This is a genomic window from Pseudomonas sp. BRM28, assembly GCF_002939405.1.
GTDB classification, from domain to species: Bacteria; Pseudomonadota; Gammaproteobacteria; order Pseudomonadales; family Pseudomonadaceae; genus Aquipseudomonas; species Aquipseudomonas palmensis.
The window spans coordinates 19,836-40,550 of record NZ_PEFV01000001.1 but is presented as its reverse complement, the minus strand read 5'-3'; the positions used below and the strand labels follow the sequence as shown (position 1 = coordinate 40,550).

Below are 20,715 nucleotides of genomic sequence, written 5' to 3'. Positions count from 1 at the left end.
AGGCGAAGGCGGTTACACCGGCAGCGCCATGTAGAACTGCGTGCCCTGCCCTGGCCGTGAGTACACGCCCATGCGCCCGCCATGCAACTGCACGATCTCCTTGCACAGTGCCAGGCCCAGCCCGGCACCGCCTTTCTTGCGCCCAACCTGCACGAAGGGCTCGAAAATCCGCCCCTGCTGGCCATAGGCAATGCCTTCGCCATTGTCCTCGATACTGATGATCACCCGTTCGGCATGCCGCCGGGCATTGAGGCGGATACTGCCCGCCACCGGCGTATGGCGGATGGCATTGTCCAGCAGGTTGTCCAGCACCCGGTCCAGTTGCGCCGGGTCGGCCTGGATGCGCGGCAGTGGCGCGGCAAGCTCCACGCGCAACTCGATCTGCTTGTCGGCCAGCGCCGTTGCAAAGCGCTCGCGGGCCCGCGACAGCAACTCGTCGATCGCGCAGGGTTGCAGTTCGAGCTTCTGCAAGCCGCTCTGGTAGCGCGAAAAGTTGAGCAGGTCGTTGATCAGCTGGGTCAGCCGCTGCATCTCCTCGCCAATGGTGTCGAACAGGTCCGCCTCGCGGCTCTCGGCTGGAAACGTCAGGCGCTCGCGCAAAAGGCCGAAGGCCATGTGCATGCCGGTCACCGGGGTGCGCAACTCGTGGGAGGCGCGCAGCACGAACTCGCTGCGCACCCGTTCGAAGGCGCGCTGCTCGGTGACGTCGTGCAGCACCATCACCGCGCCCAGGATCTGCCCCTGTGGATGGCACACCGGGGTCAGGCTGTAGGCCAGCAGGCGGGTTTCTTCATCTATTTCCAGGCTCAGGTCGTCCGGCACGCGGTCCAGGCTGCCGCCACGCAATATCAGGCGCAGTTGGTCGTCCAGCTCCGGGCGTTGCAGCGCCTTGCCCAGGCCCTGGCCCAGGCGGCTGGCGTCCCAGCCCAGCTGGCGCTGGGCCACCGGGTTGAGGTGTTCCAGATGGCCTTCGCGGTCGATGATCAGCAGGCCGTCGTCGATGCTGTCGAGCACCGCCTGCAGGCGCTGCTGGCCGGCCAGCAGTTCGTCGACATTGGTGGCCTGATGCTTGCGCAGCGCCTCGGCCATCAGCCCGAAACGGCGGGTGAGCTGGTTGATCTCCACGGCTGGGGTTACCGGCAGGGTGACCTCGAAATTGCCCTGGCCGATCTGGTCGGCGGCCTTGGCCAGCGCCTCGATCGGCTGGCCGAAGCGGCGTGCGATGCCGTGGGCAGTGATGAAACCCAGCACCAGCACGGCAAGCCCGAGCAGGCCCAGCATGCTGGAGACCAGCAGGGCACGTTCGCGGGCCTTCTGTTCACTGTGGTTGATATGCGCCAGGGCCTGCTTGTGCGAGTCGATCAGGTCGGTGCGCAACTGGTTGAAGGCTTCGCCCAGGGGTTGGTCCGGGCCCAGGTTGCGGCTGGGCTCGGGGCTGTCGCGAAAGGCCTTGAGGAAGGCCTGGTAATCACGGTTGGCGGTACTGAAACCCGCAAACCCCTCGGCCTGGCGTTCATGGCTCAGGCCCTCGTCGAGCAGTTGCTGAAACTTGTCCTGCAGCGGTTGCAGCGCCTGCACCTCGCTGTCTGGGTCCAGCAGCAGGGACAGCTGTTCACCCAGGTTCTGACGCAGCTTCAGGCCCAGGTCGAGGATGTAGGAGTTGTCGCTGATCAGCTTCTGCTGCGAGCTGGCCATCTGCTGCACGCTGACCAGGCCCAGAATCAGGCCCAGCAGGGCCACGGTGATCAGCGCCGAGATGCTGAGAAAAAGCCGCGTGCGCAGCTTCATTGCCAGCTTCACAGGTTGTACTGCTTGCGCTTGCGGTACAGCGTCGAGGCATCGATGCCCAGTGTCTTGGCGGCCTGGTCAAGGGTGTCGCTGGTGGCCAGCACTGCACCGATGTGCGCGCGCTCCAGCTCGTCGAGGCTCAATGCAGCCCCCACCCGCGGCGCGTTGCTGGTGGGTTGTTCGGCCATGCCCAGGTGGCTGACCTCTACCCGCTCCTGCGGGCAGATGATGCTCGCCCGTTCGATCACGTTGCGCAGCTCGCGAATGTTGCCCGGCCAGCGGTAGTTGAGCAGCGCGGCGCGGGCCTCGTCGCTGAAACCGCGGGCGGGGCGCGCGTATTCCTTGACGAAGCGGGCCAGGAAGCGGTCGGCCAGGGTCAGGATGTCTTCGCTGCGTTCGCGCAGCGGCGGCAGGTGCAGGGTAATCACGTTCAGACGGTACAGCAGGTCTTCGCGAAAACGCCCGTCGCGCACCATGTCCTCCAGGTTGAGGTTGGTGGCTGCCAGAATCCGCACGTCGGCGCGGCGCGTGACCGGGTCGCCGACCCGCTCGTATTCCTTGTCCTGGATGAAGCGCAGCAGCTTGGGTTGCAGGGTCAGCGGGAAGTCGCCGATCTCGTCGAGAAACAGCGTGCCGCCGTCGGCCTGGTTGACCCGGCCCAGGGTGCTTTCGCTGGCCCCGGTAAATGCCCCGCGACTATGGCCGAACAGCTCGCTTTCCATCAGTTCGGCCGTCAGCGACGGGCAGTTGATGGTCACACAGGCCTTGCGCGAGCGCTTGCTCCAGCCATGAATGGCGCGTGCCAGCTCGCCCTTACCGGTACCGGACTCGCCAAGGATCAGAATGTTGGCGTCGGTGTTGGCCACCTGGCGCGCGGTTTCGAGTACCACCATCATGGCCGGGCTGTGGGAATCCAGGCCGTCCTTGGGTTTGCGCACTTCCCCTTCCAGGGCCTCCAGACGCGCCGAGAGCTGGCGCACCTCCAGTTGTTTGGCAGTGGCCAGACGCAGCTGGTCGGGGCTGCACGGTTTGACCAGGTAATCGGCGGCGCCGGCCTGGATTGCATCGACAGCGGTGTCGACCGCCGAATGCGCGGTCACTATGACCACGCGCATCCACGGCGCCTGGATACGCATCTGCGCCAGTACATCCAGGCCGTTGTCCTCGCCCAGGCGCAGGTCCAGAAAGCACAGGTCGAACACCTGGCGCTGCAACAGGGTTTCGGCCTGGGCGGCGCTGTTGGCCGTGGCCACGCTGTAGCCTTCATCTTCCAGGCAATAGCGGAAGGTACGCAGGATTGCGGACTCGTCGTCTACCAGCAGAATGCGGCCCTGATGTTCCGTGGCAGATTCCATTTTCCTACGCTCCTTTAAGAATGTTCTTGGTTAGTCTCGGAAAAATCGGGCAAGTTGCATGGTCGATTCTGATTGATTCCGCGCCCTGCATGCTAGCTCCCTGCTGCGAATATGACTAACTCATTGAAAATAATGAGTTTGTTTATTTTTTGAGCACTGGCACAACGATTGCGATGATGTTCCTTCTGACCAACAGGAGGCTTCATCATGCGTGCAATACGCCCGTTGGCAGTTCTGACTGCCGCACTTCTGCTCACCCCGCTGGGTGTCACCAGCGCCTCGGCGGCCGAACCCGGCCTGCAGCAGGCCCGTCAGGAAGGCGCCTTGCAGACCGCCCTGGCGCTCAACCGACTGCTCAACCCGTTCAAGATCGAAGTGGCCATCCAGGGTCAGACCGCCCGCCTGCAGGGCGAGGTGGAGAACGAGGTGGAGCGCGAGCTGGCGGCGCAGGTGGCACTGGCCACCGCCGGCATCGAGCAGGTCGACAACCAGTTGCAGGTCAACCCCGAGCTGGTGGATGAAACCCTGCAACGGCGCGCCTATGCCCAGCGCCTAGAGGACGCCACCCTGGGGGCGGTTATCCGCGCCCGCCTGCTGTGGAGCAGCCAGACCCAGGGCCTGCCCATCGAAGTCGACAGCCGGGCCGGGGTGGTCACCCTGCGTGGCCGGGTGACCAGCGCAGAGGCCAAGCAGATGGCCGGCAGCGTGGCGGCCTCTACCGATGGCGTGTACCTGGTCAACAATCTGATCAGCCTGGGCGTGAGCGACCCGGCCCAGGCCCGCGAGCAGGCCGCTGCGGCAGCGGCCGAGGTGCAGAGCGACGCGTGGATCAACGACAAGGTGCAGACCAGCTTCTTATATAGCCGCAACCTGGACGGGCCCAACATCAAGGTGGCGACACAGGAGGGCGTGGTGCGCCTGTCCGGGGAAGTCATGAGCAACGAGCAGAAGACCATCGCCCAGGAGATTGCCCGCCAGATCCGCGGCGTGCGCGGGGTGGACGCCGACATGCTCAAGGTGGCGATCAAGGTGGAGGGCTGATCGTGCAAATCGCACGAGGCCCTGGGGGGCATCGTGCAGGATGCGTCCTGCAGCTGCCCTCAGTACATACATAAGATGTTGATTTATAAGCGTTTTATTTGATTTCAAAAGCTGGCATGCAGGCTGCAATGACTCTATCAGTCAATAACAACGATGCAGCAGAGGAGCCCGGCATGAACCTGTTAACCGCCGCCCTAGTGCAGATTTCCCCGCTTCACGTACGCCAGTTGCTGTTTCTCTGCCTGGCGGCGCTTCTGACCTTGGTTGCAGGGCAGATGTACAGCATCTGGCAGTCCAAGCAGATCGCCAACCAGATGTCCGTACAGGCTTATCACGTGGCCCATGTGCAGGCCACGCGTGCTTCGATGCTGGAAGCCAGGACCGCGCCACGTACCCACTCGGTCGATGCGGCCACCGTGGAAACCGTCGTGCCGCAGGAACGCTGGGTGTTCTGACCGAGCAATGCCCCACATCTGACACAACCGCTTTCAAAAACGGTAAGGAGAAACACCATGTTAAGTTGGGCCATCACCTTCCTGATCATCGCCATTGTCGCTGCCGTACTGGGCTTCGGTGGTATCGCCGGCGCCGCTACCGGTATCGCGAAGATTCTCTTCATTGTCTTCCTGGTACTGTTCGTCGCTTCCTTCTTCTTCGGTCGTCGCGGTAGAGGTTGACTATGAAAGGGACGCTCTACAGAGCCCTGGCAGGCGCCCTGATGGTGGGGGCCTGTACAGCGGCGATGGCGGCCAATGACGGCCAGGTCCGGACCAGCCAACTGCTTGGTTCGGACCCCGAGTACCGGGAAACCTGGCAGAAAGTGGTCAAAAAGCAGGAGCGGCTGCCCGATTGGGTCATCAACCTCAGTGGTGCTTCCACCGAGCAGATGACGGCGATCGAGGAAGACGGCGACAAGTATCTGGTCGGCCCCTTGTGTGAGACCGAGCAGAACTGCGACAGCAGCCGTCTTATCGTGGCCTTCAGCTGGGACAAGGATGAGGCATACGCGCTGTGGGTCCAGGTGCCCGCCGGCCTGCCTGCCGACAAGTCACCCAGCCGTCACACCGACAAGCGTTGGTTGGGCGAGCCGAATGACGGCATGAAACAGATGCTCGAAGAGCAGCTGAAGAAAGACCCGAACTATTACTGAGTGTCGCCGGACGCATCAGTATCACCATGGAAGCTGAACCTTTTGCCTGTTCCAGTTTCTATGCTGCGCCCGCTCGAGGAGAGCGGACGCATGACCAGGGGGCCGGGCTGCTCTGATTGCTACAGGATCGGAGGGGCCTAGGGGTACAGGGAGTACCTCCTTCATGGGCCGGGTCAGGGTGGTAAACGGCAACACAGTCGTGGACCGGGGTCGCATGCCGCCAGGGCAGCCCCCGGTCAGACTTGTGCACCCGGCGCAAGCCTGATGCATTTCCCCGCTTTAAAGTGACAGATCGGCCAGACGGCTGACCACCCATCAAAAAAATTCCTGACTTCTTTGACCTGCCAAATGACGTTTTTCACGCATTCGGATTGTCGAACAACGCTGTTTTGCCGGTTTGTGGATACCGCTGTATCGGCCTAATCATGGCGCTTTGGCCTTATTCGGGATTCCGAACGGGTAGGTTTTCTGCCGCTGGGACGTCCGTTTCATGCCAAAAAGATCATGCCGATTCGGCATAGGGTAGTCATTTACGGCATTAGACTCAGTGCGCCTGCATCGGAATAGTTGCGCCTTTTTCGCTGGTCCGAGCGCCCCTTGCGCTCACTTGCGGTGACCTTCTACGGCGCATTGCCTGCACCATGAAAACTCCAGGGAATCGCTTTCAGCGGCTCTAGAATGCAGGTTTCAAGGCAGTGACCGTGTCCACTTGAACAAAGGGTAACGACATGAAGAAGGCAAAACTAAGCCTCGCCTGGCAAATCCTCATCGGTCTGGTATTGGGGATCGCCATCGGGGCGTTGCTGAACCATTTCAGTGCAGAAAAGGCATGGTGGATCAGTAACGTCCTGCAACCGGCAGGTGACATCTTCATTCGCCTGATCAAGATGATCGTCATCCCGATCGTGATTTCGTCGCTGGTCGTGGGTATCGCCGGGGTTGGCGATGCGAAGAAACTTGGCAGTATCGGCCTCAAGACCATCATCTATTTCGAGGTGGTGACCACCATCGCGATCGTGGTCGGCCTGGTGTTGGCCAACCTGTTCCACCCGGGCGCCGGCATCGACATGAGCACCCTGGGCACCGTGGATATCTCCAAGTACCAGGCCACCGCCGCCGAGGTGCAGCATGAGCATGCGTTCATCGAGACCATCCTCAACCTGATCCCGTCGAACATCTTTGCTGCGCTGATGCGTGGCGAAATGCTGCCGATCATCTTCTTCTCGGTGCTGTTCGGCCTGGGCCTGTCGAGCCTGCAGGCAGACATCCGCGACCCGCTGGTGAAAACCTTCCAGGGCGTGTCGGAAGCCATGTTCAAGGTCACCCACATGATCATGAACTACGCCCCGATCGGCGTGTTCGCCCTGATTGCGGTGACCGTGGCCAACTTCGGTTTCGCCTCGCTGCTGCCGCTGGCCAAGCTGGTGCTGCTGGTGTACTTCGCCATCGCCTTCTTCGCCTTCATGGTGCTGGGCCTGATCGCCCGCCTGTTCGGTTTCTCGATCCTGAAACTGATGCGCATCTTCAAGGACGAGCTGATCCTGGCCTATTCCACCGCCAGCTCCGAGACCGTGCTGCCGCGCGTGATCCAGAAGATGGAAGCCTACGGCTCGCCCAAGGCCATCTGCAGCTTCGTGGTGCCGACCGGCTACTCGTTCAACCTGGACGGTTCGACCCTGTACCAGAGCATCGCGGCGATCTTCATCGCGCAGCTGTACGGCATCGACCTGTCGATCAGCCAGCAACTGCTGCTGGTGCTGACCCTGATGGTCACCTCCAAAGGCATTGCCGGTGTGCCGGGCGTATCGTTCGTGGTGCTGCTGGCGACCCTGGGCAGTGTGGGCATCCCGCTCGAAGGCCTGGCGTTCATCGCCGGTGTCGACCGCATCATGGACATGGCGCGTACCGCCCTGAACGTGATCGGCAACGCCCTTGCGGTACTGGTCATCTCGCGCTGGGAAGGCATGTATGACGATGCCAAGGGCCAGGCGTACTGGAACTCGCTGCCGCACTGGCGCAGCAAGACCCCGGCGCCGGCTGGCGAGACCGCTCAGCACTAAGCTGCTGACGGCCTGAAACACAAGAGCCCCGACCCGTCGGGGCTTTTTGTTGCCTGCCAGAAGCTTCGCCGGCAAGGCCGGCTCCTACAGACGACGCCGAACCTGTAGGGGCCGGCCTTGCCGGCGAATGGGCCGCCGCCGTTTATGGCGTCTGCCTACCCACCCCGCTATCATGCGCTCCAACTTGCAAGGGAAACGACCAATGCTCAACGGCCTCTGGCTCGGCTTTTTCGTGGTGGCCGCCCTCTCCGCACTGGTGCAGTGGCTGGTGGGTGGCAACGCGGGCATCTTCGCCGCCATGGTCGAGAGCATCTTCGCCATGGCCAAGCTTTCGGTCGAAGTCATGGTGCTGCTGTTCGGTACCCTGACCCTGTGGCTGGGCTTTCTTAAGATCGCCGAAAAGGCCGGCATCGTCGACTGGCTGGCCAAGGTACTCGGCCCGCTGTTCCGTCGCCTGATGCCCGAGGTACCGCCCGGCCACCCGGCGCTGGGCCTGATCACCCTGAACTTCGCCGCCAACGGCCTGGGCCTGGACAACGCCGCCACGCCTATCGGCCTCAAGGCCATGCGCGCCCTGCAGGAGCTCAACCCCAGCTCCACCACGGCAAGCAACGCGCAGATCCTGTTCCTGGTGCTCAATGCCTCGTCACTGACCCTGCTGCCGGTGACCATCTTCATGTACCGCGCCCAGCAAGGCGCGATGGACCCGACCCTGGTGTTCCTGCCGATCCTGCTGGCCACCAGCGCCTCGACCCTGGTGGGCCTGCTGTCGGTGGCGGTGATGCAGCGCCTGCGCTTGTGGGACCCGGTGGTGCTCGCCTACATGGTGCCCGGCGCGCTGCTGCTGGGCGGCTTCATGGCGCTGCTGGCGGGCCTGTCGGCCACCGCGCTGGCCACCCTGTCGTCGATCCTGGGCAACCTCACGCTGTTCGGCCTGATCATGCTGTTTCTGCTGATCGGCGCATTCAAGCGGGTGCCGGTGTACGAAACCTTCGTCGAAGGTGCCAAGGAAGGGTTCGACGTGGCCAAGAGCCTGCTGCCCTACCTGGTGGCGATGCTGTGCGCGGTCGGCGTGCTGCGCGCCTCGGGGGCGCTGGAGTTCGGCTTGGACGGCATTCGTCATGTCATCGAATGGCTGGGCTGGGACACGCGTTTCGTCGATGCCCTGCCCACCGCGCTGGTCAAGCCGTTCTCCGGCAGCGCGGCGCGGGCCATGCTGATCGAGACCATGCAGACCCACGGGGTGGACAGCTTCCCGGCACTGGTGGCCGCGACCATCCAGGGCAGCACCGAAACCACCTTCTACGTGCTGGCGGTGTACTTCGGCGCCGTGGGTATCCAGCGCGCACGCCACGCCGTGGGCTGCGCGCTGCTGGCCGAGCTGGCCGGGGTGCTGGCGGCCATCGCGGTGTGCTACTGGTTCTTCGCCTGAGCCACGGTCCAGTCCACCAGTTGCGCCATCAGCCGGTCGGTGGCCTGGCCGAAGCCGCCGACCACCGCCGGTACCTGGGTCTGCGCCACCGGCTGGCGCACCTCGAAGCTGTGGCTGGCCAGCACGCGCTGGGTACGCCCCTGCACCAGTCGCGCATCCAGGCGCACCACTACTGCCAGCCCGGCATCGCTGTACTCGCTCTGGAACGCCTGCAGTTCGCCGACGATCTCGTAGTCGGCCTGCAGGTTGGCGTCGTCGGCACTTACCCGCTGTACCCGGCCATCGCGCTGGAAGGCGTCGAGCATGCGGTTGCGCAGCAGTGCCGGCACCGGGTCGGCCCAGCGTGCGCCCTTGTAGCTGCTGATCAGGTCGCCTGCCGGCACCACGGCAATGCGCGGTGTGCCGAGGATCTCGCTGGCCAGCGGCTTGTTGATACGCAGGGTCCAGGCCACGGGTGCGGCGTTGCTGCGCACCGGTTGCGCCGCCGGCAGGCGGTACACGTCGGCCGGCTCCGCCTTGGGCAGGATCGAGCAGGCGCTGCTCAGGCTCAGCAGCGCGGCCAGGGCGAGGGTGCGGCAGGGGCGGCTCATGGGGTGAACTCCTTGTTTTTGTCGCGGCCCAGCAGGTAACCGCTGGGGTTGGCCTCCAGGCGCTGGGAGATGCCCTTCAAGGCAGTCAGGGTATCGCGCAGTTCGCGAATCGCCGGGGCCAGTTCGTTGAAGCCCTGGGCGCCGCTGGTGATCGCCTCGCGGTTGTCGGTGAGCAACGCGTCGATGGTGGCGGTGCTGCGCGCCAGCGACTGCATGGCCTGGTCGGCGCTGTTGACGATCTGCTTGCCGTCGCTGCCGAGCAGGCTGTTGGCGTTGCGCATCAGCTGGCTGGTCTGCTCCAGCGCCGCGCCGGCCTGCTTGCCCACCTGGGCCATCTGCTGGATGGCCAGGCGGATGTCGTCGCGCTGCCCGGCGATCGCGCCGGTGGTCTGCTCCAGGTTGGCCAGGGTGGCGCCCAGGCGGGTGGCGTTCTCTTCGGAGAACAGCCGGTTGGCGTTGTGCAGCAGCAGGTTGATGTTGGTCACCAGGTCGCTGCTGTTGTTGAGCAGGCGCGCAATCGGCGATGGCGAGGCGACGATCACCGGCAGCCGGCCGCCCTTGCCTTCCAGCGGCGGGCTCTGCGGGGTGCCGCCGCTGAGCTGGATCAGCGAGGTGCCGGTGACGCCGGTCAGGGTCAGCTTGGCCTGGGTGTCCTGCTTGATCGGGGTCTCGGCGCTCAGGCGGATCTGCGCCAGCACCCGGCGGGGGTCGTTGGGGTCCAGGCGCAGGCTGATCACATCGCCCACCTTGATCCCGCTGTACTGCACCGCACTGCCCTTGGACAGCCCGGTGACGGCCTCGTTGAACACCACCTCGTAGTCCTTGAAGGTGCTGTCGACGCTCGACTTGGCCAGCCACAGGCCGAACAGCATGGCGCCGGCCACCACCAGCACGGTGACCAGCCCGATCAACACATGGTGCGCGCGGGTTTCCATTTCAGTTCTCCTTGAGCGCTGTGGCGGCCTGGTAGGCCGCACGGCCGCGCGGGCCATGAAAATAGTCGTGAATCCACGCGTCGTCGGTTTCCGAGACCTGGTCGATGGGGCCGGCCACCAGCACCTTCTTCTGCGCCAGCACGGCCACGCGGTCGGTGATGGTGTAGAGGGTGTCCAGGTCGTGGGTGATCAGGAACACGCTCAGGCCCAGCGCATCGCGCAGGGTCAGGATCAACTGGTCGAAGGCGGCCGCGCCGATCGGGTCGAGCCCGGCGGTGGGCTCGTCGAGAAACAGGATGTCCGGGTCCAGCGCCAGGGCGCGGGCCAGGGCGGCGCGCTTGATCATGCCGCCCGACAGCGACGCGGGGTATTTGTCGGCCGCCGACAGCGGCAGCCCGGCCAGGGCCAGCTTGACCCCGGCCAGATGCTCGGCGTCGGCGCGGCTCAGGCCGGCATGTTCGATCAGCGGCAGTGCGACGTTCTCGGTGACGGTCAACGACGAGAACAGCGCGCCCTTCTGGTACAGCACACCGAAGCGACGCTCCACCTGCGAGCGCTGCTGGTCGCTGGCCTGGCTGAGGTCCTGGCCGAAGATCCTCACCGTGCCCTCGTTGGGCCGGCGCAGGCCGACGATGCTGCGCAGCAGCACCGACTTGCCACTGCCCGAGCCGCCGACCACGGCGAGGATCTCGCCGCGGTACAGGTCCAGGTCGAGCTGTTCGTGCACGCTCTGGGTGCCGAAGCGGTTGCACAGGCCCCGCACCTCGATGACCTTCTCGCGGCTTGCCTCACTCACCAGCTCATCTCCATGAAGAACAGCGCGAACACCGCATCCAGCACGATCACCACGAAGATCGACTGGACCACCGCCGAGGTGGTGTGGGCGCCGACCGATTCGGCGCTGCCGGTCACCTTGAAACCTTCCAGGCAACCGATGGCCGCGATCAGGAAGGCGAAGAACGGCGCCTTGGCCAGGCCCACCAGGAAGTGCTGAACGCCGATGTCGCTTTCCAGCAGCGACAGGAACATCGCCGGCGAGATGTCCAGCGACACCGCGCACACCACGGCGCCGCCGATGATGCCGCACAGCATCGCGACGAAGGTCAGCAATGGCAGCGCGATCAGCAGCGACAGCACCCGCGGCACCACCAGCAGCTCGACCGGGTCCAGGCCCAGGGTGCGGATCGCATCGATTTCCTCGTTGGCCTTCATCGAGCCGATCTGCGCGGTGAAGGCGCTGGCGGTGCGTCCTGCCATCAGGATGGCGGTAAGCAGCACGCCGAATTCACGCAGGAACGAGAACGCCACCAGGTCGACGGTGAAGATGCTCGCGCCGAAACTGGCCAGCACCGTGGCGCCCAGAAAGGCCACCACCGCACCCACCAGAAAGGTCAGCAGCGCGACGATGGGCGCCGCGTCCAGGCCGGTCTGTTCGATGTGCGCGACCACGGCAGTCATGCGCCAGCGCCTGGGTTGCAGCAGGCGCCGCGCCAGGGTGGCGATGATCAGGCCGATGAAGCCGAGCAGTTGCCGGGTGTCTTGCCACAGCACGTCGACTGCCCGGCCGATGCGGCACAGCAGCTGGGTCAGCACGGACGTTTCCGGCTGGCGCTCTGGCAGGCAGTAGTCCTGAAGCGAGCAGTACACGGTGTGCAGCAAGGCGCGGTCGGCGGCCGACAGCGGGCTGGCGTGGTCATCGGCCAGTTGCCCCAGGCGCTCGGCACCCAGCAGTTCGACCAGCAGCGAGGCGCCGGCGGTGTCCAGCTTGCCCAGCTGGGCGAGGTCGACCTGGGCGCTGGCATCGTACTGGCCGTGCAGGGCCTCGGTGCTGCGCTTGAGCGGCGTGTAGTTGGCCAGGGTCCAGTCGCCGGCGATGCGCAGGCAGGCCGGGCTGCGCGTGGTATCGAGGGTGGCGCTGGCGGGGGTGACGGTGGTGGTCATAGGCTCCAGACAGTCCGGCAGGCGCTCCAGTGCGCCGGGTCAGAGCATAGCGTCACTTGGCGACGGATGCTTGACCGTCATCAACCACCTCGAAGCGCAGCACGCCGATCACCTGGCCGTCTTCGGTGAGCACGCGCACCTGCCAGTGCCCGACCGGGTTGCTGGGGAACACCTGCTTGTGGGTCCAGGCGCGGTAGCCTTCCTTGCGCCCGCCATTGATGTTCAGGGCAATGCGATCGACCTCTTTGCCGTCCTGTTTCCATACGTGGTAGATGCGTTCGTTGAGGCCGCGCGGGGCCTTGATCGCGGTATAGGCATAGAGCCCGGCGCTGCGGATCTGGCTGGCGCTGACCTGCTCCAGGCTGTCGCCGGGGGTGCGGTTCTGCAGCTGGGTGCTGATGGCCACTTCGGTCATCCACAGTGTCGCCGGCGGCACCCACGAGCGCAGCAGCCAGCCGCTGCCGCCAACGGCCAGGGTGACCAGCACCAGCATGGCGGCACGGCGCCAGTGATTGATCGGGAAGCTGCTGGCCAGGCTCGGGAACGACAGCAGCATGGCGATGCCCAGCGCCAGCTTGAAGCTCTGCGACGTGGTCAGGTGCAGGATGATCGGCAGCGCCGTGAGCAGCGCGGCGAACAGGGTCAGGGTGTGCAGGGCCAGGAACAGCCAGCGGCGCGGCGCCAGCCAGCGGTAGTACAGCGGGTCGACGATCGACACCAGCCCGGCGCCGGCCAGCAGGCCGGTGAACACCAGCTGGCCGCTGTTCCAGGTGGTGGTGACGAAGAAGAACGGCAGCACGAAGAACAGGCTTTCCTGGTGGATCATCTGCGTGGCGTAGCGCAGCAGCGGCTGCGGGATCTCGCGCTTGAACAGGCGGGTGAACAGCTGGGTGAAGGTGTTCTCGAACATCAGCCACAGCCAGCTCACCAGCAGCAGGATGGCGACCCAGCTGGCCAGGCCTTCCTGACGGTCTACCAGGATGAAACTGCCGATACCGGAAATGAAACCGCCGAGGGCGATGACCCCCGGGTAGCGCTTTATCAGGTCGATCAGGCGCAGGAGAAGTGCGGGCATGGTGGGGCGTTCGCTGGGTGAGGTAAAAATCTGTTACAGGATACGCTGCTTTCGGGTGTCAGTAATGGCCCTGTCGCGGGTCAAGCCCGCTCCCACAGGGTGCACGTGATCATTGTGGGAGCGGGCTTGACCCGCGATTGCGTCAGCCGCGGCGTCGACGCCACAGCAGCAAGGCCGCGAACACCAGCCCTAGCCCCAGTGCCCCCAACCCATACAGCTGGTCATACCCCAGCAACGGCTTCTCTACCCGCACATACCCAGGCTCGGCGAACAGCGCCTGCAGCGCCGCATCCGCATCCTCCAGGCTGACCTCGCGCAACCGGGTCTTCGCCTCGCCGACCCGACCGTCGGCATAGTCGTTCAACGCTCCCCAGTAGTAGTCGGCCAGCGCGCTGTTGCCCTGGCTGGTCCACGCTTCGCGGGCGATTGCCGCGGCCTTGATGCGCTCGAACGTGGCGCGGTCCAGGCCGTCCTTGCGCAGGCGCTCGATCATCTGCCCCAGGATCTGCTCGGCCGCCTCGACCTGATCGCTGTCCAGGTCGGCATTCAGGCTCAACAGGCCGGTGTCGCCAAAACGCTCGCGCTGCGCCGACGGCCCGTACGACAGGCTGTGCTGCAGGCGCAATTCGCGATACAGCGCCCAGTCCAGGTAGCGCTGCAGCAGGTCGTAGGTGGCGTCGTGGTTTTCATCCAGCACCGGCTCCAGGAACATCCAGTGCAACCGCGCACTGTCGCCCAGCCAGCCGCGGATCAGCTCGCGGCGCGCCTGGGCCTTGTGGGTCACGCCATCGAGTACCCGGCGCTCGCCCGGTTCCACCGGCTCCAGCTGGCCCCAGGTGCGCTCCAGGTAGGCGGGCAGCACGCGGTCCAGGCCGCCGACCACGATCAGGCTCATGTTGTTGGGGGCGTACCAGTGCTGGCGCAGTTCATTCACTTCTTCCAGGGTCATGTCCTGCACCGAGGAGCGCTCGGCACACTTGAGCCCCAGCTCCACCGCCAGCTGGTCGCTGGCACGGTGGCCGAGGTCCTGGCGGTCCAGCCAGCGCTGCAGGTGGGTGTAGTGCCCGCCGTCTTCACGCTCGACGATGCTCTTCGACACCTGCAAGGCGTTGGCATCGATACGTGTGTCCTGGAGCACGGCCAGCAGCAGGTCGAGCACCTTGCGCTGGTTGCGCGCCGGGGCCTCGATGACGAAGGTGGTGTCGGCGCTGCTGGTGTAGGCGTTCCATTCACCGCCCAGGGCCTGCATGCGTTCTTCCAGCCCGCCTTCGCCCGTGTCGTCGATACCGCTGAACAACAGGTGTTCGAGCAGGTGCGGCAGTTCCTGGCGCGCGCACGGGAAGTCGTCGAAGCCAATGCCCACCACCAGTCGGATCGACACATGGTCGCGCTCGTAGCCGGGCTTGAGCAGCACCTGCAGGCCGTTGGGCAACAGGTAGCCCTCGACCTGGGTGCGGTCGAGGGCAAAGCTTGAAGAGGCGCCCAGCAACAGGCAGATGAACATCAGGCAACGCATCACAGGCTTCCTTGCACGGGTTCGGGGCAGCGCCGGGTCAAGGCGAATGGGCATCGTCCGGTACGCTGTCGATCATCAGGGCGCCGGTATCGCTGCCGCCCAGTACCGCATAGGCACTGCTGCAGAACAGCGAGTTGAGACGTTTCATGTCGGCGATCAGTTCCAGGTGCAGCGAGCTGGTCTCGATGCTCTGCACCACCTTGCGCTGCAGGCGGCTGACGTGGGCATGGGCCAGGCGCCGCTCCTGGGCGCGGAAGCGACGCTTCTCGCGCAGCAGCTGGCGTGCGCTGTGCGGGTCGCCACTGAGGAACACCGACAGGCCCAGGCGCAGGTTGGACAGCAGCTGGGTCTGCAGCACGGTCAGCTCCTCCAGGCCCACCTGGGAGAACTCGCGGCGCTGCGACGTCTTCTGCTGCTGCACCTTGCGCAGCATGCGCTCGATCAGGTCGCTGGCCAACTTGAGGTTGATCGCCAGCTCGATGATCTCGGCCCAGCGCTGGCTGTCGTGCTCGCCGAGGTCTTCGCGGGGCATCTGCGCCAGGTACAGCTTGATGGCGTTGTACAGGCCCTCGACGTCGTCGCTGAGGGTGCGCACCTGCTGGGTCAGGGCGGTCTGGCTGCCGCGCAGCACGTTGAGCATGGCATCGAGCATGCTGTCGACCAGGTCGCCCAGGCGCAGGGTCTCGCGCACCGCGTTGGCCAGTGCCAGGCTCGGGGTGTCCAGCGCGGCAGGGTCCAGGTGGCGGGGCTTGGCGTGGCCGTTGGTTTCCTCGCGCTCGGGCAGCAGCCAGCGGCACAGGCGCCCCATTGGCGTTGCGGTGGGCAGCAGGGCCAGGCAGCGCAGGGTGTTGTAGATGAGGTGGAAGCCGATCACCAGCTCTTGCGGGCTGAAGGTCAGGCTGTCCATCCAGTGCACCAGCGGGTCGAGCACCGGGATGACCACCAGCAGGCCGATCAGCTTGTACAGCAGGCTGCCCAGCGCCACCTGGCGCCCGGCGGCGTTCTGCATGCTGGTGCTCAGGAACGCCAGCAGGCCGCTGCCGATGTTGGCGCCGATCACCAGGCCGATGGCCACCGGCAGGCTGATCATTTCGGCGCCGGCCAGGGTGGCGGTGAGCAGCACCGCGGCCAGGCTGGAATACGAGATCAGGGCGAACAGCGCGCCCACCAGGGCGTCGAGCAGGATGTCGCCGGTCAGCGAGGCAAACAGCACCTTGACGCCCTGGGCCTGGGTAATCGGTGCAGCGGCCTCCACGATCAGTTGCAGGGCCAGGATGATCAGGCCCAGGCCGATGCCTACGCGCCCCAGTTGCCCGGCGCGGGTCTGCTTGCGCGAGAGGAAGAAGATCACCCCGAGGAAGATCAGCAGCGGCGACAGCCACGACAGGTCCAGGGTCAGCACCCGCGCCATCAGCGCGGTCCCCACGTCGGCGCCGAGCATGATGGCCAGGGCCGGGGTGAGGGTCATCAGGCCCTGGCCGACGAACGAGGTCACCAGCATCGCGGTGGCGTTGCTGCTCTGCACCATGGCCGTGACCAGGATGCCGGCGATGAACGCCAGGGGCCGCTTGGCCATGTTCTGGCTCAGCAATCGGCGCAGGTTGGAACCGTACACCCGCAGGATGCCGGTACGTACGATATGTGTGCCCCAGATCAGCAGGGCCACGGCCGAGAGCAGGTTGAGCAGGGTCAGCATACTTACGGCCCCCTGTTAAGGCGCCCCAGTGGGGCAAGTGGATGACGCGGTGAGCCTGGCCTGGTGACCGGCGGTTTTTTCCAGTGCTCACTTAAGCTGTAGTCGGCCAAGGGCCGTGGCGCCAGCATGGCATGCATGCACAGGCTTTGAAACCTCGCGCGCCGGTTAGGGCAACTTCGCTGGCGCGTTGCCCTCCCAAAAGACAAAAGGCCCCATTCGGGGCCTGTTGTTCAACGCAGCCAGTGTTACTGACCCGGAATGTCCTTGCGAAGTTTCACCGGGTCGCTCTGCTGTTTCTTTTTCGCCGCCGCGGTGCGCATCTTGATGTTGATCGCCTCCACCGCCAGCGAGAAGGCCATGGCGAAGTAGACGTAGCCCTTGGGCACGTGCACGTCGAAGGCTTCTGCAATCAGCACGGTGCCGACCACGATCAGGAACGACAGCGCGAGCATCTTCAGCGACGGGTGCTTGTCGATGAACTCGCTGATGGTCCTGGCGCACAGCATCATCACCAGCACCGCGACGATGATCGCCGCCACCATCACCGGCACGTGGGACACCATGCCCACTGCGGTGATCACCGAGTCCAGCGAGAACACGATGTCGATGATCGCGATCTGGATGATGGTGTACAGGAACTTGCCACCGGCTTTGCCGGAAGACGGCTCGTCGTGGGTTTCGTCCTCGCCTTCGAGGCCGTGGTAGATCTCCTGGGAGCTCTTCCACAACAGGAACAGGCCGCCGAAGAACAGGATCAGGTCACGCCCGGAAATGCCCTGGCCGAACACATGGAACAGGTCGGCGGTCAGGCGCATGACCCAGGCGATCGACAGCAGCAGCAGGATGCGCGTGACCATCGCCAGCGCCAGGCCGAAGATCCGGGTGCGCTGCTGCATGTGCTTGGGCATGCGGCTGACCAGGATCGAGATCATGATGATGTTGTCGATGCCCAGGACGATCTCGAGAGCCGTCAGGGTAAAAAAGGCAACCCAGATTTCCGGGTTGGTCAGCCATTCCATGTGTGTTCCTTCGAGCGTGTGGGGCGTTGCGCGCCGCAGGGGTCGACGCGCAAGCGTTGGGATGAAACGGATGAATTATAGGCTGCTGAACAGCGGGAAAATTCCCATCAGCAGCGCCGCGAACATGATGCACAGGCACACCAGCACCGCCCATTTGAGGGTGAAGCGCTGGTGATCGCCGAATTCTATACCGGCCAGGGCTACCAGCAAGTAGGTCGAGGGTACCAGCGGGCTGAGCAGGTGGACCGGTTGCCCGACGATCGAGGCACGGGCCATCTCCACCGGGCTGATGCCGTAGTGGCTGGCAGCTTCGGCCAGCACCGGCAGCACGCCGTAGTAGAAGGCGTCGTTGGACATGAAGAAGGTGAACGGCATGCTCACGATCGCGGTGATTACCGCCAGGTACGGGCCCATCGCTTCGGGGATCACCGCCAGCAGGCTCTTGGACATGGCCTCGACCATGCCGGTGCCCGACAGGATGCCGGTGAAGATGCCCGCCGCGAAGATCAGCCCCACCACCGCCAGCACGCTGCCGGCGTGGGCCGCGACGCGATCCTTCTGCTGTTGCAGGCACGGGTAGTTGACCACCATGGCGATGCTGAAGGCGATCATGAACAGCACCGGCAGCGGCAGCAGGCCGGCGATCAGCGCGACCATCAGGGCCAGGGTCAATGCGCCGTTGAACCACAGCAGCTTGGGCCGGCGCGCGTCGGGATATTGCGATACGCTGATTTCACTGTGGTCGATTTCATCGCCCGGCAGGTGCAGTTCGCCCAGGCGGGCACGTTCGCGCTTGCCGTACATATAGGCGATGGCCAGGATGGCGAACACGCCGAAGGCCATGGCCGGGATCATCGGCACGAAGATGTCCGACGGGTCGACGTGCAGCGCGCTGGCGGCGCGGGCGGTGGGGCCGCCCCAGGGGGTCATGTTCATCACCCCGCCGGCCAGGATGATCAGGCCGGCCATGATCCGCGGGCTCATGCCCAGGCGGCTGTACAGCGGCAGCATGGCGGCCACGCAGATCATGTAGGTGGTGGCGCCGTCACCGTCCAGCGATACCACCAGGGCCAGCGCGGCGGTGCCCACCGAGACTTTCAGCGGGTCTCCCTTGACCAGCTTGAGGATCTTGCGCACGGCCGGGTCGAACAGGCCGGAGTCGATCATCAGGGCGAAGTACAGAATGGCGAACATCAGCATCACGCCGGTGGGTGCCAGCTTGCTGATGCCCTGCAGCATCATCGGGCCGATCTCGCCCGAGAAGCCGCCGAACAGGGCGAAAATGATCGGTACCAGAATCAGCGCGATCAAGGCCGACAGGCGCTTGGTCATGATCAGGTACATGAAGGTGATGACCATGGCGAAGCCGAGGAAGGTCAGCATGGGGCAGTTACTCCAGGCGAGGCGCGTCGAGAAAGGGACGAACGGATCAGCGCAAGGTGCGCGGTGCTGGGAGTGACGGCGGGAGGGCAGGCAGAACGCGGGCGTGGAAGGACATCAGTATCACCATTGTTGTTGTTGATTGGGCCGGGCACTGCAGTAAAGTCAGAGCCCTGGCTGACCGGTCTTTTGCCGGAGGTGAGGCGATGCTAAGTGCCCAAGCTTTCAGCCAGCTTTCGGCGGCACAAAGGCGACAGAAGGTTTCATCAACCAGTGCGGGTCTGCAGGAGCGACGAGGATGGGCGAAGTGCATGAAGGCGGCTGCCATTGCGGCGCCGTGCGGTATCGTGTGGCGGGTGCGCTGGAGGATGTCGCGCACTGCCATTGTTCGGTGTGCCGGCGCGTGACCGGCGGGTTGCTGGTGACCTGGGCGACGGTGCGCTGCGAGGACTTCCAGTGGCTGCTGGGCACGCCCCAGCGCTACGACTCGTCGGCCAGCTGCGTGCGCTACTTCTGCAGCCGCTGTGGCGCGCACATGGCGCTGACCACCGACCTGAGCCCCGAAAGCATCGATATCACCATCACCACCCTGGACGCACCGGAGCAGGTGCAGCCGCGCCGGCATATCTGGACCGACAGCCGGCTGCCCTGGGTGCACCTGGACGAGCAGCTGCCGGGCGAGCCCGGCGAGACGCTATAGCGCGGGCTACTCGATGATCACCCCGCCCAGGCCCTTTGGCGTATTGAACGACTGAGCGCGCAGTTGCTCGGCCTGGCGCAGGATGATCTGCGCCTGGCGGTTGCCAGGGTCCTGGCTGAGCACGCTGTTGGCCAGCGAACGGGCGGTGGCACCGTCACGACGGGCCAGGGCGCTGCGTGCCTGGCTCAGTTGCTGGCCCACCAGCCCGGCATTGGCTGCGCTGGCAGGTCGTTGTACGGGCGGGCGCGGGGTGGTGAGCGGACGCTGCTGCGCCGGCTGCACGACGCGAGCCTGTTGTTCCAGCTGTTGCTGGCGCTTGGCGAGCTGGGTTTGCTCGTCGCGTAGCTGCTGCTCCTTGGTGGCCAGCTCACGGGCCTGCTGCTCGCGTTGCGCCCGTTCGGCCGCAGCCTGACGAGCGGCTGCCGCACTGGCCGCGGCGGCTGCCGCCTGGGCCTTGGCCTGCTGGTCGCGCTGCTGGCCCTCGAGCCCGGCCTGGGCGCGTTGCAGCAGGCTGATGGCGCGCGGGTCCTTGCTCTCGATGCGCAGCGCGCTTTCGGCTTTTTCCAGCGCACAGTCGAACTGGCTGCTGCGCAGGCACGCCTGGCCGGCGGCCAGTTCGGCTTCGAACTGCTGCAGCGACTGGCGCTGGCTGGCCTGGTAGGCACCGTAGCCGAGTACCGCCACAACCACACCGGCGGCCAGGGCAAGCTTGCGCCCGAGGTTGCGCGACTTGGCCACCGGCGCCCCTTGCACTACCGGCGGTACGGGCGGCGGCGTCACCACCGGTGTGCTCACGATGCCTGCCGGGGCCAGCGTGTGCACCGATTCGATCACCGGCGCGGGCGCCGCTGCGGGCATGGCGGTCGGGGCCGCGCTCACCACGACCACCGGCGCCGGCGCGGCGGGTGCAGCGGCCACAACCTGGCTGCTGGCGCCGCAGTACGGACAGAACGCCACCGGGCCGCTCAGGGGCTGGTTGCACGCGCTGCTGGCGCAGTTGAGCGGGAAGGCCGGATTTTTCGCGGATGCGGACATGG

Annotated in this window: 19 protein-coding genes; 7 read left to right on the top strand and 12 right to left on the bottom strand. The window is 65.2% G+C overall.

Annotated elements, in window-relative coordinates; genetic code table 11:
• Positions 1 to 12 precede the first annotated feature (12 nt).
• Both CR917_RS00175 and algB read right to left on the bottom strand, forming a co-directional pair.
• Positions 13 to 1,788, bottom strand: coding sequence for a KinB sensor domain-containing domain (locus CR917_RS00175; RefSeq protein ID WP_173925029.1), 1,776 nt, complete (start codon positions 1,786 to 1,788; stop codon positions 13 to 15).
• Positions 1,789 to 1,796: 8 nt separating this feature from the next.
• Positions 1,797 to 3,143: a sigma-54-dependent response regulator transcription factor AlgB gene (algB, locus tag CR917_RS00170; protein WP_043862306.1), complete on the bottom strand. Its 1,347-nt coding sequence runs from the start codon at positions 3,141 to 3,143 to the stop codon at positions 1,797 to 1,799.
• 207 nt (positions 3,144 to 3,350) lie between these two features.
• On the opposite strand from algB, the gene CR917_RS00165 reads away from it, so the two are divergent.
• The 6 genes from CR917_RS00165 to CR917_RS00140 all read left to right on the top strand — a co-directional run bounded on the left by CR917_RS00165 (position 3,351) and on the right by CR917_RS00140 (position 8,826).
• Positions 3,351 to 4,184, top strand: coding sequence for a BON domain-containing protein (locus CR917_RS00165; RefSeq protein ID WP_043862307.1), 834 nt, complete (start codon positions 3,351 to 3,353; stop codon positions 4,182 to 4,184).
• Positions 4,185 to 4,357: 173 nt separating this feature from the next.
• Positions 4,358 to 4,639, top strand: coding sequence for a hypothetical protein (locus CR917_RS00160; protein WP_043862308.1), 282 nt, complete (start codon positions 4,358 to 4,360; stop codon positions 4,637 to 4,639).
• A gap of 57 nt (positions 4,640 to 4,696) precedes the next feature.
• Positions 4,697 to 4,861 carry a DUF1328 domain-containing protein gene (locus tag CR917_RS00155; RefSeq protein WP_009401691.1) on the top strand — a complete coding sequence of 55 codons (165 nt, stop codon included), beginning with the start codon at positions 4,697 to 4,699 and terminating at the stop codon, positions 4,859 to 4,861.
• Positions 4,862 to 4,863: 2 nt separating this feature from the next.
• Positions 4,864 to 5,334 (top strand): inhibitor of vertebrate lysozyme family protein, encoded by a 471-nt coding sequence (locus tag CR917_RS00150; RefSeq protein WP_104571734.1) that lies wholly within the window; start codon positions 4,864 to 4,866, stop codon positions 5,332 to 5,334.
• Positions 5,335 to 6,062: 728 nt separating this feature from the next.
• Positions 6,063 to 7,394: a glutamate/aspartate:proton symporter GltP gene (gltP, locus tag CR917_RS00145; RefSeq protein WP_054916020.1), complete on the top strand. Its 1,332-nt coding sequence runs from the start codon at positions 6,063 to 6,065 to the stop codon at positions 7,392 to 7,394.
• Positions 7,395 to 7,596: 202 nt separating this feature from the next.
• The gene (locus tag CR917_RS00140; protein WP_043862311.1) at positions 7,597 to 8,826 is read left to right on the top strand and encodes a nucleoside recognition domain-containing protein; all 1,230 of its coding nucleotides are present in this window, start codon (positions 7,597 to 7,599) and stop codon (positions 8,824 to 8,826) included.
• Here the strand turns inward: CR917_RS00140 and CR917_RS00135 are convergent.
• From CR917_RS00135 to CR917_RS00095, 9 genes are all read right to left on the bottom strand, one after another.
• The gene (locus CR917_RS00135; RefSeq protein WP_078481270.1) at positions 8,808 to 9,416 is read right to left on the bottom strand and encodes an ABC-type transport auxiliary lipoprotein family protein; all 609 of its coding nucleotides are present in this window, start codon (positions 9,414 to 9,416) and stop codon (positions 8,808 to 8,810) included. The two genes, CR917_RS00140 and CR917_RS00135, sit on opposite strands and share 19 nt — an antisense overlap.
• Positions 9,413 to 10,351, bottom strand: coding sequence for an MlaD family protein (locus CR917_RS00130; protein WP_043862313.1), 939 nt, complete (start codon positions 10,349 to 10,351; stop codon positions 9,413 to 9,415). The genes CR917_RS00135 and CR917_RS00130 overlap by 4 nt, the downstream gene beginning before the upstream one ends.
• 1 nt (position 10,352) lies before the next feature.
• Entirely contained in the window at positions 10,353 to 11,147 is a 795-nt protein-coding gene (locus CR917_RS00125) for an ABC transporter ATP-binding protein (protein ID WP_043862314.1), read from the bottom strand.
• A complete protein-coding gene (locus tag CR917_RS00120) occupies positions 11,144 to 12,301 on the bottom strand; it encodes an ABC transporter permease (protein WP_173925070.1) in 1,158 nt (385 codons plus the stop codon). The genes CR917_RS00125 and CR917_RS00120 overlap by 4 nt, the downstream gene beginning before the upstream one ends.
• A gap of 43 nt (positions 12,302 to 12,344) precedes the next feature.
• Positions 12,345 to 13,367 carry a DUF5924 family protein gene (locus CR917_RS00115; protein ID WP_054916017.1) on the bottom strand — a complete coding sequence of 341 codons (1,023 nt, stop codon included), beginning with the start codon at positions 13,365 to 13,367 and terminating at the stop codon, positions 12,345 to 12,347.
• 142 nt (positions 13,368 to 13,509) lie between these two features.
• Entirely contained in the window at positions 13,510 to 14,883 is a 1,374-nt protein-coding gene (locus CR917_RS00110) for a pitrilysin family protein (RefSeq protein WP_104571733.1), read from the bottom strand.
• A 37-nt stretch (positions 14,884 to 14,920) separates the two neighbouring features.
• A complete protein-coding gene (locus tag CR917_RS00105) occupies positions 14,921 to 16,579 on the bottom strand; it encodes a Na/Pi cotransporter family protein (protein WP_043862318.1) in 1,659 nt (552 codons plus the stop codon).
• Positions 16,580 to 16,824: 245 nt separating this feature from the next.
• A complete protein-coding gene (locus CR917_RS00100) occupies positions 16,825 to 17,598 on the bottom strand; it encodes a TerC family protein (protein WP_043862319.1) in 774 nt (257 codons plus the stop codon).
• A 75-nt stretch (positions 17,599 to 17,673) separates the two neighbouring features.
• A complete protein-coding gene (locus CR917_RS00095; protein WP_043862320.1) occupies positions 17,674 to 18,981 on the bottom strand; it encodes a CitMHS family transporter in 1,308 nt (435 codons plus the stop codon).
• Between the two features lie 295 nt (positions 18,982 to 19,276).
• Between CR917_RS00095 and CR917_RS00090 the strand changes: the two genes are divergently transcribed.
• Positions 19,277 to 19,678 (top strand): GFA family protein, encoded by a 402-nt coding sequence (locus tag CR917_RS00090; RefSeq protein ID WP_043862321.1) that lies wholly within the window; start codon positions 19,277 to 19,279, stop codon positions 19,676 to 19,678.
• A 6-nt stretch (positions 19,679 to 19,684) separates the two neighbouring features.
• On the opposite strand, the gene CR917_RS00085 is transcribed toward CR917_RS00090, so the two are convergent.
• Positions 19,685 to 20,713 (bottom strand): hypothetical protein, encoded by a 1,029-nt coding sequence (locus tag CR917_RS00085; RefSeq protein WP_104571732.1) that lies wholly within the window; start codon positions 20,711 to 20,713, stop codon positions 19,685 to 19,687.
• Positions 20,714 to 20,715 lie beyond the last annotated feature (2 nt).